The organism is Pseudomonas sp. DSV-1, assembly GCF_035830915.1.
In the GTDB taxonomy this organism is placed as follows: domain Bacteria; phylum Pseudomonadota; class Gammaproteobacteria; order Pseudomonadales; family Pseudomonadaceae; genus Aquipseudomonas.
This window is the reverse complement of record NZ_JAYMYG010000001.1, coordinates 431,005-444,163: the sequence shown is the minus strand read 5'-3', so window position 1 is coordinate 444,163 and position 13,159 is coordinate 431,005. Positions and strand designations below refer to the sequence as shown.

The window sequence follows — 13,159 nt, the reverse complement described above, 5'->3', positions numbered from 1 at the left end:
GCCGACAGCGCCGTTTAGCGCTTGTAAGCCTTTACTTCAGCTTCACGCAAGCGTGGCGCCAGTTTGTCGAGCACACCGTTGACGAACTTGTGGCCGTCGGTGGAACCGAACACTTTAGCCAGCTCGATACCTTCGTTGATCACAACGCGGTAAGGCACGTCGACACGCTTGATCAGCTCCCAGGTGGACAGGCGCAGAACGGACAGCTCAACCGGGTCGAGTTCTTCGATGGTGATGTCCAGGCACGGAATCAGCGCAGCATCAATCTCGCCTTTGTGCGCAGGTACGCCGTGCAGGATTTCACGGAAGTAAGCGGCGTCAACGTCGGTGAAGTCGTTATCGACGCGAAACTGCGCTTCGATCTCGTTCAACGACTGCTTGGCCATGTGCCATTGGTACAGGGCCTGAGTCGCGAGTTGACGCGCTTCACGGCGCTTGGCGCTCTTGGAGGGTTTGCCAGCGTCCGCAGGTTTTGGATCGCGCGGGTTGAAACGATCGCTTTCGTCGGAAATCACTTGGCCTCCAACTGTGCCAACAGGCTGACCATTTCAAGGGCGGACAAGGCAGCTTCAGCGCCTTTGTTGCCGGCTTTGGTGCCGGAACGCTCGATGGCTTGCTCGATCGAATCAACAGTCAGTACACCGAATGCTACCGGTACGCCGAACTGCATGGACACCTGGGACAAGCCCTTGGTGCATTCGCCAGCAACGTATTCGAAGTGCGGAGTACCGCCACGAATCACGGCGCCCAGGGCGATGATGGCGGCGAACTCGTTGCGCTGGGCAACTTTTTGCGCAACCAGCGGGATTTCGAACGCACCCGGCGCACGAATGATGGTGATGTCGCTTTCGTTCACACCGTGGCGAACCAGGGCATCAACGGCACCACTCACCAGGCTTTCGACAACAAAGCTGTTGAAACGGCCAACTACCAGAGCGTAGCGCCCTTTGGGGGCGATGAAGGTACCTTCGATGGTCTTCAGGGTCATTCGGTATGTCTCGTATTAAAGAGCCAGAACGCACTCGCGTGCATTCTTTAAGGATATTGGGCCACGAATTTCAGACAGGACACGACCGGTCTTTATTCGGAGGGCACGTATTCTACAACTTCCAGATCGAAACCGGATATGGCATTGAACTTCATTGGTGAACTCATGAGGCGCATTTTGCGCACGCCCAGGTCACGAAGGATCTGCGAACCGGCACCGACGATGCTGTAGGTGGTCTGTTTTTTCACCGGCGCGTGGTCCGCGGTTTCGCGGATATTGGCCAGCAGTACGTCGCCATCCAGCGGATGCCCCAACAACAGCACCACACCACTGCCCGCCTCTGCTACCGCGGTCATGGCGGCGCGCAAGCTCCAGCGGCCCGGCTGTTTGACCATCAGCAGGTCACGCAGCGGGTCCATGTTATGCACCCGAACCAAGGTCGGTTCTTCGGCGCAAATCTTGCCCAGGGTCAGGGCCATGTGCACATCGCCTTCGACTGAATCACGATAGGTCACCAAATTGAATTGGCCCAGTTCGCTGTCCAGTGGTTGCTCGGCAATCCGCTGAACGGTACGTTCATGGATCATCCGGTAGTGAATCAGGTCGGCAATGGTGCCGATCTTGATGCCGTGTTCGGCCGCAAAGGTCTCCAGTTCCGGACGACGAGCCATGGTGCCGTCATCGTTCATCACTTCGCAGATCACGCCGCTTGGCTCGAAACCGGCCATGCGCGCCAGGTCGCAGGCCGCCTCGGTGTGACCGGCGCGGGCCAGGGTGCCGCCCGCCTGGGCCATCAGCGGGAAGATGTGGCCAGGGCTGACGATATCTTCGGCCTTGGCGTCCCTGGCCGCAGCCGCTTGCACGGTGCGCGCGCGGTCAGCGGCGGAAATGCCGGTGGTCACGCCGGTAGCCGCTTCGATCGATACGGTGAACTTGGTGCCAAAGCCGGAGCCATTGCGCGGCGCCATCAATGGCAGCTTGAGCAGTTCGCAGCGCTCGCGGCTCATCGGCATGCAGATCAGCCCACGGGCGAAGCGCGCCATGAAGTTGATGTGCTCGGCCTTGCAGCACTCGGCGGCCATGATCAGGTCGCCTTCGTTCTCGCGGTCTTCGTCATCCATGAGGATGACCATCTTGCCTTGGCGGATGTCTTCAACCAGTTCTTCGATGCTGTTGAGCGCCACGCGGCACCCCCTTAAGTCAGGATTTTAGGTAGCCGTTGGCGGCCAGAAAACTTTCGCTGATGCCACCCGAGGTCGGCTCGGCGGCTTTGTCGCCCAGCAGCAGACGCTCAAGGTAACGCGCCAGCAAATCGACTTCGAGGTTGACCCGGCGACCCGGACGGTAGTCGTCCATGATGGTTTCGCTCAGGGTGTGCGGAATGATGGTCAGGGAGAACTCGGCGCCATTGACCGAGTTCACGGTCAGGCTGGTGCCGTCGACCGTGATCGAGCCTTTGTGGGCGATGTACTTGGCCAGTTCCTTGGGCGCACGGATACGAAACTCGATGGCACGGGCGTTCTCTTCACGGGAGATCACTTCACCCACGCCATCAACGTGACCGCTCACCAGATGACCACCCAGGCGCGTGGTCGGCGTCAGGGCTTTTTCCAGGTTGACCCGGCTGCCGCTTTTCAGGTCGTTGAACGCGGTGCAGTCCAGGGTTTCGCGGCTGACGTCAGCCGCAAAGCCGTTGCCCGGCAGTTCAACGGCGGTCAGGCACACGCCATTGATCGCGATGCTGTCGCCGAGTTTGACATCGCTCAGGTCGAGCTTGCCGGTGTCGATGGAAACTCGCACATCACCGCCCTTGGGGGTCAATGCACGGATGCTGCCGATGGATTCGATGATGCCGGTAAACATGGCGTTCCCCTTGAGAACAAAGCCTGCGTAAAACGAAGACCGAGAATTATACGCTCGCTGGCGGCACGGGAATGGCGGTGACTCGCCAGTCATCGCCCACCGCGCGCATTTCAGTGATTTTGAGCAATGGTGCTTCGCTCATGTGGGTCAACGGCAGCTCAAGCAGTGGCCGGGCTGTGGAGCCCAAGAACTTGGCCGCGACGAAGATCTGGTACTCATCGACCAGGCCTTGATCGGCAAATGCCCCGGCCAGGCGCGGACCGGCCTCGACCAGCACTTCGTTGACGCCGCGTGCCGCCAGCGCAACCAGCAATTTGCGCAGATCAACCTGGCCGTTGGCACCGTGGATCACCAGGCATTCGGGCCCCGTGCGGTACTGCTCGGCAGGTGGCACGCAGGTGGCGACCAGCGCCGGGCCAGCCTTGAAAAACGGCGCATCCAGCGGCACCCGCAAACGCCCGTCGATCAGTACCCGCAGCGGCGGCCGGCTGAGCGCCAATGCCGTCAGCTCAGGGCTCAGACCCAGCTCGGGGCCACGCACGGTCAGGCGCGCGCCGTCGGCCAGAACCGTATCGGCACCGGTCAGTACGACGCTGGCCTGGGCCCGCAGACGCTGTACCGCAGAGCGCGCCTCGGGACCGGTGATCCACTGGCTTTCGCCATTGGCCATCGCGGTGCGACCATCAAGGCTCATCGCCAGCTTGACCCGCACAAACGGCAGGCCATGTTCCATGCGCTTCAGGAAGCCCGGGTTCAGCGCCCGGGCATCGGCTTCCAGCACACCGCTGAGCACTTCAATCCCGGCGTCGGCCAGACGCTTGAGGCCGCGCCCGGCGACTTCCGGATTGGGGTCCTGCATGGCCGCAACCACACGCGCCACGCCAGCCGTGATCAGGCCTTCGGCGCACGGCGGGGTGTGGCCGTGATGGCTGCACGGCTCAAGGGTGACATAGGCCGTGGCGCCACGGGCCAGCTCGCCCGCTGCGCGCAGGGCGTGGACTTCGGCATGGGGCTCGCCGGTGCGCACATGCCAGCCTTCGCCAACGATCTGCCCGTCACGCACGATCACGCAACCGACACGCGGGTTGGGATGGGTGGTGTACAAACCGTTGCGCGCCAACTCGATGGCGCGGGCCATGTAATGGATGTCTAAAATCGATTGTTCAGGGGACTGGGTCATTCTTTGGAAGGCTCACGGGCAAGTCGGTCGATCTCTTCGCGGAACTCGTTCAAGTCCTGGAAGCGTCGATAGACCGAGGCAAAGCGGATATAGGCCACTTCGTCGAGCTTTTGCAGCTCGCCCATGACCAGTTCACCAACAACCAGCGATTTGACTTCACGTTCGCCGGTGGCGCGTAGCTTGTGCTTGATTCGGGCAAGGGCGGCTTCAAGGCGCTCGACACTCACCGGGCGCTTTTCCAGCGCACGCTGCATGCCGGCGCGCAGCTTATCTTCGTCGAAGGGCTGACGACTGCCGTCTTGCTTGATCAGACGGGGTAACACCAACTCGGCTGTTTCAAAGGTGGTGAAACGCTCACCACAGGCCAGGCATTCGCGCCGGCGACGCACCTGGTCGCCCTCGGCGACCAGACGCGAGTCGATGACTTTAGTGTCGTTGGCACCGCAGAAGGGACAGTGCATGGTGGCAGCCAACAAAAATGGGGAGCGCCATGTTAGCGCATCCCACTGGCAAGACAAGCCATAGGCTTTACGGTATACAGACGGGCTACTATGTTTTACACCATCTGTTACATCGACTGACCTGCTGCTGGAGCCGTGTATGCCGCTACGAACGCTTGTTTTGCTGTGCCTTGCCAGTTTGCTGGTGGCTTGTAGCAGTGAGCCACCCAAATCGGCACAGCCCCAAGTGCTGACGCAGCCAAAAACCGACGCCCCGGCTGACCTTGGCCCGCTACCGGCGTATCAGCGCGAGTTGAGTGGCGTACTGACTGGCGTGCCGGCAGGCGCCGAGGTTGAGCTGGCCATACTGATCGTCGACGACCGCGGACGCCCCCAAGGACTGATGGCCAGCAGCAAAATCATCGGCAACAACCAGGCCCTGCCATTCAAGCTGCGATTCAACCCCGAGGCCTTCCCCGCCGGTGCGCGGGTCGAACTGCGCGGACGCGCCAGCCAGTCCGGGCAACTGATCCTGCACCTGCCTTCACGGATTATCAGCCAGCCCACTACGCAGGCGCTGGGGACCCTGGCACTCGTCAAAGCGCCATGAACACACCGCTAGACCTGCAGCAGTCGCTAGGCGAGTTATTGGGTGATGCGCAACTGGTCATCACCGACTTGCCGGACACCGCGCTCAAGCTCTGGTTGATCGATGCGCACAATATGGATCGCGCCTTCACCCCTGACGAAACCCGGCGCATTCTCTACGAGCCGCCCTATTGGGCGTTTTGCTGGGCCAGCGGGTTGGCGTTGGCGCGCTTTCTGGCCGATCGGCCGCACTGGGTCAAAGGCAAGCGCGTGCTGGATTTTGGTGCTGGCTCCGGCGTCGCGGGGATTGCTGCTGCCCGGGCCGGGGCGCTGGAAGTCGTGGCCTGCGACCTTGACCCGCTGGCGCTGGCAGCATGCCGGGCAAATGCGCAACTCAATGATGTGGAGCTCGGCTATTCCAGGGACTTTTTTGCCGAGGCCGACCGGTTTGACCTGATCCTGGTGGCTGACGTGCTGTATGACCGCGAAAACCTGCCGCTGCTGGATCACTTCCTCGCCCGCGGCCAACAGGCGCTGGTCGCTGATTCCCGGGTGCGTGACTTCAGGCATCCGCTGTATCGGCAGCTGGAAATGCTCAAGGCACTGACCTTGCCCGATCTGGCCGAACCCCACGAATTTCGCAACGTCAGCCTGTATCACGCGCAACGCGAACCAACGCCTTTCAGCGCTCGCGTCCAGCCTTTATAGTTGCCCTCATTTACCTGCTTCGAGACACATAATGAATCAGCCTACGCCCTCTTTCAGCTTCGACGTAACCTCCGCTGACTTCGACAAACTGGTTGTACAGGCGTCTTTCGAGCAGCCCGTGCTGGTGGATTTCTGGGCCGAGTGGTGCGCGCCCTGCAAGGTGATGCTGCCGATCCTGGAACAAATCGCCGAGGACTATCAGGGCGAGTTGCTGCTGGCCAAGGTCAATTGCGATGTCGAGCAGGACATTGTGGGCCGTATCGGCATTCAGACTTTACCCACGGTCGTGCTGTTCAAGGACGGCAAGGTGGTCGACGGGTTCCAGGAAGCACAGCCTGAATCGGCGATCCGCGCCATGCTCGCCCCCCACGTGGTCATGCCTGAACCTGAGGTAGAAGACCCGCTGGTACAGGCCCAGGCGCTATTTGCCGAAAGCCGTTTTGCCGATGCCGAAGCCCTGCTCAAAAGTATCCTGACCGAAGACAACAGCAACGCCAAGGCACTGATCCTGTACGGCCGTTGCCTGGCCGAGCGCGGTGAGTTGACTGAAGCGCAGGCCGTGCTGGATGCCGTCAAAAGCGACGAGCACAAAGCCGAACTGGCAGGAGCCAAGGCTCAGCTGACGTTTTTGCGTCAGGCGGCAGACTTGCCGGATGTTGCCGATTTGAAAACCCGCGTGGCGCAAAACCCGCAGGACGATGAAGCGGCGTACCAACTGGCGATTCAGCAATTGTCGCGCCAGCAATATGAAGGGGCTCTGGACGGCTTGCTGAAGTTGTTTACCCGCAACCGCAGCTATAACGAAGGCATCACCCACAAGACGTTGCTGCAAGTGTTCGACCTGCTGGGCAACGATCACCCGCTGGTCACCACGTACCGCCGCAAACTGTTTGCTGCGCTGTACTAAACGCCGATACATCTCTGTAGCAGTTGCCGAGGGAACGAGGCTGCGTTCGGCGGCAGCTGCTACAGGGTTTTTGTTACGCCCCGTCAACCCAGCTATAGATCGGTGAGTCTGCACCGCTGATCACCTTGACCTCGGCACAATGACGCAGGCGCACCAACAAGCGCTTGCCTGCGCCCGTACTGCCGGTCAGCGCTTCAAGCTGGCCCAGCAGTTCAGGCCCGGTCATCTGGCCAGCCTTGCGCAGCAAGTCTTTGGTCGTTTCCCATACCGCATCGTCCTGACTCGCGGGCTTGGCAGGTGGCGCAGCGGCCGGCGCATCACCCACAGGCAACTGCGCACCCAGCTTCGCCCAATCGCTATCATCCAGCTCCACCGTCAAATCGACCGGCCAGTCACCTATCGTTCCGCGAATGCGCACCATCGTTGTGCTCCTGAAATTTCATGAAGCCATGCTCCCATGCGTCTTGCGTAACGCCAAGCACACGGGCAAACTCTCGCAACACTTGTTATAAGATCACATAACAAAACATTCATATTTCTTGCTGGAGTGCTCCCATGCGCCGTTTGCTTCTTGCTTTGCCGTTTGCCTTGTTGCCGCTGGCGATGGCTCACGCCGCCGACGATCACGATCACGACCATGAACACGGCAGCCTGGCGCCCCATGAGCATGGCGTGGGAAGCTTGAATGTGGCGCTGGACGGTCAGACACTGGAACTGGACCTCGACGGTCCGTCAATGAATCTGGTGGGCTTTGAACACGTGGCCACGACCCAAGATGATAAAGCCAAGGTCAGTTTGGCCCGTAAACAACTGGAAGACCCGCTGGTACTGTTCAGCATCCCGAAGGCAGCTGGCTGCATAGCTGACGATCAGGAGCTCAAGAGTCCGCTGTTCGAACCGGCTCCTGAAGAAGGCGCAGCCAAGGGCGAGCACCACCATAGCGATATCGAAGCCCACTACGCGTTTACGTGCAGCAAACCGGATGCTCTGAAAGCCCTGGACCTGACCCAGTTTTTCAAGACATTCCCCGGCACTCATAAATTCAAGGTACAACTGATCGGCCCAAGCGGTCAGCAAGCGGTGGAAGTGACGGCCAAGGCACCTACGTTGAAGTTTTAAATACCCGCCCCTCTGTGGGAGAGGGCTTGCTCGCGATGGCGTCACCGTGCTTTCACTGAAAGACTGCAGCGTCTGAATCGCGAGCAAGCCCGCTCCCACAAAAAACACCCCCCGATGACACAGGCGATTTCCTCCCCCCATGACCCAAGCACTTATCGAACTGAGCGACCTGAGCTTCAGCTGGCCGGGACACCCCGTGCTGCTGGATATCCCGGCGTTTCGCCTGGAACCCGGTGAAACCCTGTTTCTCAAAGGCCCCAGCGGTAGCGGTAAAACCACACTGCTGGGCTTGCTGGGCGGGGTTCAAAAAGCCAACCGGGGCACGATCCGCTTGCTGGGCCAGGAACTGAGCGAGCTAGGCTCGGGGGCGCGCGATCGTTTTCGGGTTGATCACACGGGCTATATCTTTCAGCAGTTCAATCTGCTGCCGTTTTTATCGGTTCGCGAGAACGTTGAACTGCCTTGCCATTTTTCCAAACTACGCGCCAGCCGTGCCGTGCAGCGTCATGGCAGTGTGGATAACGCCGCACAAACCCTGCTCGCACATTTGGGCCTCAAAGACCCGGCGCTGCTGGAACGACGCGCAGATTCACTTTCGATTGGCCAGCAGCAGCGTGTCGCCGCCGCCCGCGCACTGATCGGCCAGCCCGAACTGGTGATTGCCGACGAACCCACTTCCGCGCTGGATGCCGACGCCCGTGAAGCCTTTATCCAGTTGCTGTTTACCGAGTGCCGCGAGGCTGGCGCCAGCCTGCTGTTTGTCAGTCACGATCAAAGCCTGGCCCCCCTGTTCGACCGCAACCTGTCGTTGTCTGAACTCAATCGCGCTGCAACAAAGGTAGAGGTCTGAGATGTATCTGTTTCGTCTAGCGCTGGCCAGTCTGGCTAACCGTCGCTTTACCGCACTGCTGACTGCCTTCGCCATTGCCCTTTCGGTGTGCCTGCTGCTGGCAGTCGAGCGGGTGCGCACCGAAGCCAGGGCCAGCTTTGCAAGCACCATCAGCGGCACAGACCTGATCGTTGGCGCCCGCTCAGGCTCGGTCAACCTGCTGTTGTATTCGGTGTTTCGCATCGGCAATGCCACCAACAATATTCGTTGGGACAGCTTTGAGCACTTCGCCAACAACCCGAAAGTGAAATGGGCAATTCCCATGTCCTTGGGCGATTCTCATCGTGGTTATCGGGTGATGGGCACCAACGAGAACTACTTTGAGCACTACCAGTACGGCCACAAGCAAAACTTGAAACTGGACAATGGCCGCGCCTTTGCAACCGATCCGTTCGAGGTGGTACTGGGCGCCGAAGTCGCCGAGGCCCTGCACTACAAACTGGGGGACAAGCTGGTGCTGGCCCATGGCGTGGCAGCGATCAGCCTGGTCAAGCATGACGACAAACCGTTCACCGTGGTCGGTATTCTCAAGCGCACCGGCACCCCGGTTGACCGCACACTGCATATCAGTCTTGGCGGCATGGAAGCGATTCACATCGACTGGCATAACGGGGTGCCCGCCCAGGGTAGCGGACGTGTCAGCGCGGACCAGGCACGCAATATGGACCTCACGCCACAGGCCATCACCGCTTTCATGCTGGGCCTGAACAGCAAGATTTCAACCTTTGCCCTGCAACGTGAAATCAATGAGTTTCGCGGCGAGCCCATGATGGCCATTTTGCCAGGCGTAGCCCTGCAAGAACTCTGGAGCCTGATGAGCACCGCTGAAAAGGCGCTGTTTGTGGTTTCGCTGTTCGTGGTGTTGACCGGGTTGATCGGCATGCTCACGGCGATTTTGACCAGCCTCAATGAGCGTCGGCGCGAGATGGCGATTCTGCGCTCCGTGGGCGCACGGCCCTGGCACATCGCAACCCTGCTGATCTTCGAAGCGCTCGCGCTGGCATTGGCCGGAGTGATTGCTGGCGTTGGTTTGCTGTATGTGTGCATTGCCATTGCACAAGGCTACGTGCAATCCAATTACGGGCTGTATTTGCCACTGGCATGGCCAAGTGAATATGAATGGACGCTGCTGGGCGGTATTCTGGCGGCGGCCCTGCTGATGGGCTGCGTGCCCGCATGGCGCGCCTACCGACAATCGCTGGCCGATGGCCTGTCCATTCGTTTATGAGCTTAAGTTTATGAAAAGGTCTGCACTGTCACGCGCAGTACTGGCGCTGTTACTGCTGGTGGCCACACCGCTGTGGGCGGCCGAGCCAAAAGAGCTGACATGGTCAGAGATGATCCCGGCGGATGCGCCGCCTGAAGCCCCGGACATGACACCCTTGCACGACTTGTCTCAAATGGGTGACATGGAGACCGCACCAGCAGCCAGACAGGACTTGCCCAATGCGCCGGTGGTCCCGGCGCTGGACGGCCAACTGATCCGCCTGCCGGGCTATATCGTGCCCCTTGAAGTCAGCGAAGACGGCCGTACCACCGACTTCTTACTGGTGCCCTACTTCGGCGCCTGTATCCACGTACCACCACCACCGTCAAACCAGATCGTGCATGTAACCAGCAAAGAGGGCGTCAAACTCGAGGAGCTGTACCAGCCGTACTGGATCGTAGGCGCGATGCAGGTCAAGGCCAGCACCAGCGAACTGGCCGATGCGGGCTATCAGATGGATGCGCAGAAAATCGTGGTGTACGAGTTGCCTGAGTAAATCAAAAGCCCCGTGCACTCTTGGCAACTAACGAATTTTTCACAACCTCATCTTTTCATTGAGCTGGGTCAACTGAACGGAGCTGCGGGCTCATTACCATTGGTTATATAAATTTTAAATATCCCAATGGAGCTCCCATGCACAAGTCTTTGCTCAGCGCAGCCGCCCTTGCGCTCGCTGTCGTCGCCCCTCTTGCTCACGCACACACCGAAGGCGACATCATCCTGCGTGCCGGTGCCATCACCGTAAACCCGAAAGCCGACAGCTCCAGCGTCAAGGTTGATCAGGGCCCATTGGCAGGCACCGATCTGGGCGGCAAGGCGACCATGAGCAGCGACACGCAACTGGGTCTCAACTTTGCTTACATGATTACCGATCATGTGGGTATTGAACTGCTGGCGGCAACGCCGTTTGAACATGACGTCAAACTCAAGGGCACCGGCCTGGATGCGGCCAACGGTAAGCTGGGCAGCCTCAAGCACTTGCCGCCGACCCTGAGCGTTGTTTACTACCCACTGGACTCCAAGTCGGTGTTCCAGCCTTACGTCGGTGCCGGTATCAACTACACCTGGATCTACGACGAGCACGTCGGTAGCAGTGCCAGCGCCGCAGGTTTCGACAACTTCAAGGCGAAAAACTCCTGGGGCATGGCATGGCAGCTGGGCGCTGACTACATGCTGACCGACAACATCATGATCAACGCCCAGGCACGCTATATCGATATCGATACCCGCGCGACCGTAGAAAACAACGGCGTTGCACCGGGCACACGCGCCAAGGTCAACGTTGATGTAGACCCGTGGGTTTACATGGTAGGCCTGGGCTACAAGTTCTAAGCCAGCCACCCATAAAAAAGGCGCCCGAAAGGCGCCTTTTCTTGTGGGCAAAAAACCCTTAGCGGCCCAGCAGGCGCGCCAGCCCGACACTCATCGGTGTGGTTTCGCCCAGCGTGAAGCGCTGCAACAGACGGGTGTTATCGGCACGGGAATGACGGATATCGCCAGAGCGGGCCGGACCGAAGGTGATAGGTGGCAGTGGGCCTACGACTTCACTCAGGGCTTCAAGCATTTGTTTGAGGGTGGTGGCCTTGTTCAGACCAACATTCACTGCCCCCTCCTCAACCTCCCGAGCCTCAATAGCCTGAACCAGAAGTTTGACTACATCCCCCACGTACACGAAGTCACGAGTTTGCTCGCCATCGCCAAAAATGGTGATGGGCAGGCCCTTTTCAGCACGCTCGCTGAAAATGCTGATCACGCCGGAGTACGGTGAGGATGGATCCTGGCGTGGACCAAAGATATTGAAGAAGCGAAAAATGACCGGTTCCAGGCCGTGTTGGCGGCGGTAGAAATCCAGGTAGTACTCGCTGGACAGCTTGTCGGCTGCGTAAGGCGTCAACGGCGCTTTTGGCGTGTCTTCGACGATCGACTCACCTTCGCCATTATTGCCGTACACCGCAGCACTGGACGCGAATACAACACGCTTGATGCCCGTTTCGCGCATGGCTTCGCACACGTTCAGGGTGCCGATGAAGTTGCTCTGATGCGTGCGTACCGGATCGTCCACCGACGCCTGCACCGAAGCGACCGCTGCCAGATGAACCACGGCACTGCAACCGGCCATGGCCTTGGTCACCAGTGCGGCATCAGCCACATCACCTTCAATCAGTTCGAGACGCGAGTTGTCCATTGGCAGATTGCTGCGCTTGCCTGTGGACATGTCATCGAGAATTCTTACGGAGTAGCCCTTGGCCAGCAAGGCATCTACCAGATTGGAACCAATAAAGCCGGCGCCACCGGTGATTAAAACGGGAGCATCAACCATGACGATAAAACCTGTCCAGTAAAGCGGGAAGAGCCGCACGCCATGCGCGAGGCTTGATCCCGAAGGTGTGTAGAATTTTTTTGCAGGCCAGCACCGCGTGCTGGGGCTCTTCAGCCGCATCCGGCCGCGCGGCATGGGCCTGGGGCGTAGGTGCCTCAACTGCCAGCGGGTGCAGATTGCGCGCCTCGGCCAGAATCGCCTGCCCCAGCGCCAGCGGCGTCGTCGCTTCATGTCCGGCGTAGTGGTAAGTGCCCCACAGAGGCGCCGCACAATCAAGCTGCTTGAGTACAGAGATAATAACCCGTGCGGCGTCGTCCACCGGTGTCGGGTTGCCCCGTCGGTCATCGGCCATCAGCAGTTCGCCCGGTTTTTCGGCCTGGGCCAGAAACCGCCCAAGGGTACCGTCGGGGCTGTCATCAAGTAACCAGCCAAAACGCAGCAGCACGTGTTGTGGGCAAATGGCCCTCACACTTTGCTCGATGCGCCACAGGGCCTGACCGCGCAACCCGAGCGGAACGGGCTCGTCTTTCTCGCTGTAGGCCGTGGCTCGCGACCCATCGAAAACTCGATAGCTGGAAGGCTGCAGCAAGGTGATGCTGTGGTGCTGGCACAACTCGGCCAGACGCTCGACAGCACGCTCTTGGGCGCCAAGGCGTGCCTCGCTCACGGACTGCGCCTGGAACCAGTCGAAGTAGTACGCAAGGTTGATGACAGCATCCGGGCGGGTGTCATCGAGCAGCTGCGTGAGGCTCGCGGCGTCCCAACCGTCTTGCGGTGGACGCGGGGCAAGGAAATTAATGTCTTCCTCGGCACCCAGACGAATCAGCGCCTGCCCGAGGGCATTTCCGCCGCCCAATAACATAAGGCGCATTCGCATAAAGTATGCAGAC

17 protein-coding genes are annotated in these 13,159 nt (G+C 59.8%); 8 read left to right on the top strand and 9 right to left on the bottom strand.

Annotation, left to right across the window (positions count from 1 at the left end):
- Nucleotides 1–14: 14 nt before the first annotated feature.
- From nusB to nrdR, 6 genes are all read right to left on the bottom strand, one after another.
- A complete protein-coding gene (nusB, locus tag VSQ83_RS02145; RefSeq protein WP_133077063.1) occupies nucleotides 15–515 on the bottom strand; it encodes a transcription antitermination factor NusB in 501 nt (166 codons plus the stop codon).
- The gene (ribH, locus tag VSQ83_RS02140; protein ID WP_003444275.1) at nucleotides 512–988 is read right to left on the bottom strand and encodes a 6,7-dimethyl-8-ribityllumazine synthase; all 477 of its coding nucleotides are present in this window, start codon (nucleotides 986–988) and stop codon (nucleotides 512–514) included. The genes nusB and ribH overlap by 4 nt, the downstream gene beginning before the upstream one ends.
- Before the next feature lie 92 nt (nucleotides 989–1,080).
- Nucleotides 1,081–2,172: a bifunctional 3,4-dihydroxy-2-butanone-4-phosphate synthase/GTP cyclohydrolase II gene (gene ribBA / locus VSQ83_RS02135; RefSeq protein WP_133077064.1), complete on the bottom strand. Its 1,092-nt coding sequence runs from the start codon at nucleotides 2,170–2,172 to the stop codon at nucleotides 1,081–1,083.
- Nucleotides 2,173–2,188: 16 nt separating this feature from the next.
- Complete coding sequence (locus VSQ83_RS02130; RefSeq protein ID WP_019824314.1) at nucleotides 2,189–2,851, bottom strand: riboflavin synthase; 663 nt, start codon at nucleotides 2,849–2,851, stop codon at nucleotides 2,189–2,191.
- A gap of 46 nt (nucleotides 2,852–2,897) precedes the next feature.
- Nucleotides 2,898–4,031 (bottom strand): bifunctional diaminohydroxyphosphoribosylaminopyrimidine deaminase/5-amino-6-(5-phosphoribosylamino)uracil reductase RibD, encoded by a 1,134-nt coding sequence (gene ribD, locus VSQ83_RS02125; protein WP_219262618.1) that lies wholly within the window; start codon nucleotides 4,029–4,031, stop codon nucleotides 2,898–2,900.
- Nucleotides 4,028–4,492: a transcriptional regulator NrdR gene (gene nrdR / locus VSQ83_RS02120; RefSeq protein WP_019824317.1), complete on the bottom strand. Its 465-nt coding sequence runs from the start codon at nucleotides 4,490–4,492 to the stop codon at nucleotides 4,028–4,030. Before nrdR ends, ribD begins: the two co-directional genes overlap by 4 nt.
- A gap of 139 nt (nucleotides 4,493–4,631) precedes the next feature.
- On the opposite strand from nrdR, the gene VSQ83_RS02115 reads away from it, so the two are divergent.
- The 3 genes from VSQ83_RS02115 to trxA are packed head-to-tail and all read left to right on the top strand — an operon-like array spanning nucleotide 4,632 to nucleotide 6,674.
- The gene (locus tag VSQ83_RS02115) at nucleotides 4,632–5,081 is read left to right on the top strand and encodes a hypothetical protein (protein WP_219262617.1); all 450 of its coding nucleotides are present in this window, start codon (nucleotides 4,632–4,634) and stop codon (nucleotides 5,079–5,081) included.
- Nucleotides 5,078–5,767, top strand: coding sequence for a class I SAM-dependent methyltransferase (locus tag VSQ83_RS02110; RefSeq protein ID WP_133077066.1), 690 nt, complete (start codon nucleotides 5,078–5,080; stop codon nucleotides 5,765–5,767). The genes VSQ83_RS02115 and VSQ83_RS02110 overlap by 4 nt, the downstream gene beginning before the upstream one ends.
- 31 nt (nucleotides 5,768–5,798) lie before the next feature.
- Complete coding sequence (gene trxA / locus VSQ83_RS02105; RefSeq protein WP_133077067.1) at nucleotides 5,799–6,674, top strand: thioredoxin; 876 nt, start codon at nucleotides 5,799–5,801, stop codon at nucleotides 6,672–6,674.
- 73 nt (nucleotides 6,675–6,747) lie between these two features.
- Here the strand turns inward: trxA and VSQ83_RS02100 are convergent, their stop codons facing one another.
- On the bottom strand, nucleotides 6,748–7,095 hold the full coding sequence (locus VSQ83_RS02100) for a hypothetical protein (RefSeq protein WP_133077068.1): 348 nt from the start codon (nucleotides 7,093–7,095) through the stop codon (nucleotides 6,748–6,750).
- Nucleotides 7,096–7,229: 134 nt separating this feature from the next.
- Between VSQ83_RS02100 and VSQ83_RS02095 the strand changes: the two genes are divergently transcribed.
- The 5 genes from VSQ83_RS02095 to VSQ83_RS02075 all read left to right on the top strand — a co-directional run bounded on the left by VSQ83_RS02095 (nucleotide 7,230) and on the right by VSQ83_RS02075 (nucleotide 11,281).
- Entirely contained in the window at nucleotides 7,230–7,793 is a 564-nt protein-coding gene (locus tag VSQ83_RS02095; protein ID WP_326425153.1) for a DUF2796 domain-containing protein, read from the top strand.
- 139 nt (nucleotides 7,794–7,932) lie between these two features.
- Nucleotides 7,933–8,643: an ABC transporter ATP-binding protein gene (locus tag VSQ83_RS02090; RefSeq protein ID WP_219262614.1), complete on the top strand. Its 711-nt coding sequence runs from the start codon at nucleotides 7,933–7,935 to the stop codon at nucleotides 8,641–8,643.
- A 1-nt stretch (nucleotide 8,644) separates the two neighbouring features.
- Entirely contained in the window at nucleotides 8,645–9,910 is a 1,266-nt protein-coding gene (locus VSQ83_RS02085; RefSeq protein WP_326398563.1) for an ABC transporter permease, read from the top strand.
- Between the two features lie 10 nt (nucleotides 9,911–9,920).
- The gene (locus tag VSQ83_RS02080; protein WP_133077072.1) at nucleotides 9,921–10,445 is read left to right on the top strand and encodes a DUF3299 domain-containing protein; all 525 of its coding nucleotides are present in this window, start codon (nucleotides 9,921–9,923) and stop codon (nucleotides 10,443–10,445) included.
- Nucleotides 10,446–10,582: 137 nt separating this feature from the next.
- Complete coding sequence (locus VSQ83_RS02075) at nucleotides 10,583–11,281, top strand: OmpW/AlkL family protein (protein ID WP_219262613.1); 699 nt, start codon at nucleotides 10,583–10,585, stop codon at nucleotides 11,279–11,281.
- A gap of 58 nt (nucleotides 11,282–11,339) precedes the next feature.
- Here the strand turns inward: VSQ83_RS02075 and VSQ83_RS02070 are convergent, their stop codons facing one another.
- Both VSQ83_RS02070 and VSQ83_RS02065 read right to left on the bottom strand, forming a co-directional pair.
- Nucleotides 11,340–12,269: an NAD-dependent epimerase/dehydratase family protein gene (locus VSQ83_RS02070; RefSeq protein WP_326398564.1), complete on the bottom strand. Its 930-nt coding sequence runs from the start codon at nucleotides 12,267–12,269 to the stop codon at nucleotides 11,340–11,342.
- Entirely contained in the window at nucleotides 12,262–13,146 is an 885-nt protein-coding gene (locus VSQ83_RS02065; protein WP_219262612.1) for a sugar nucleotide-binding protein, read from the bottom strand. Before VSQ83_RS02065 ends, VSQ83_RS02070 begins: the two co-directional genes overlap by 8 nt.
- Between the last annotated feature and the right edge of the window lie 13 nt (nucleotides 13,147–13,159).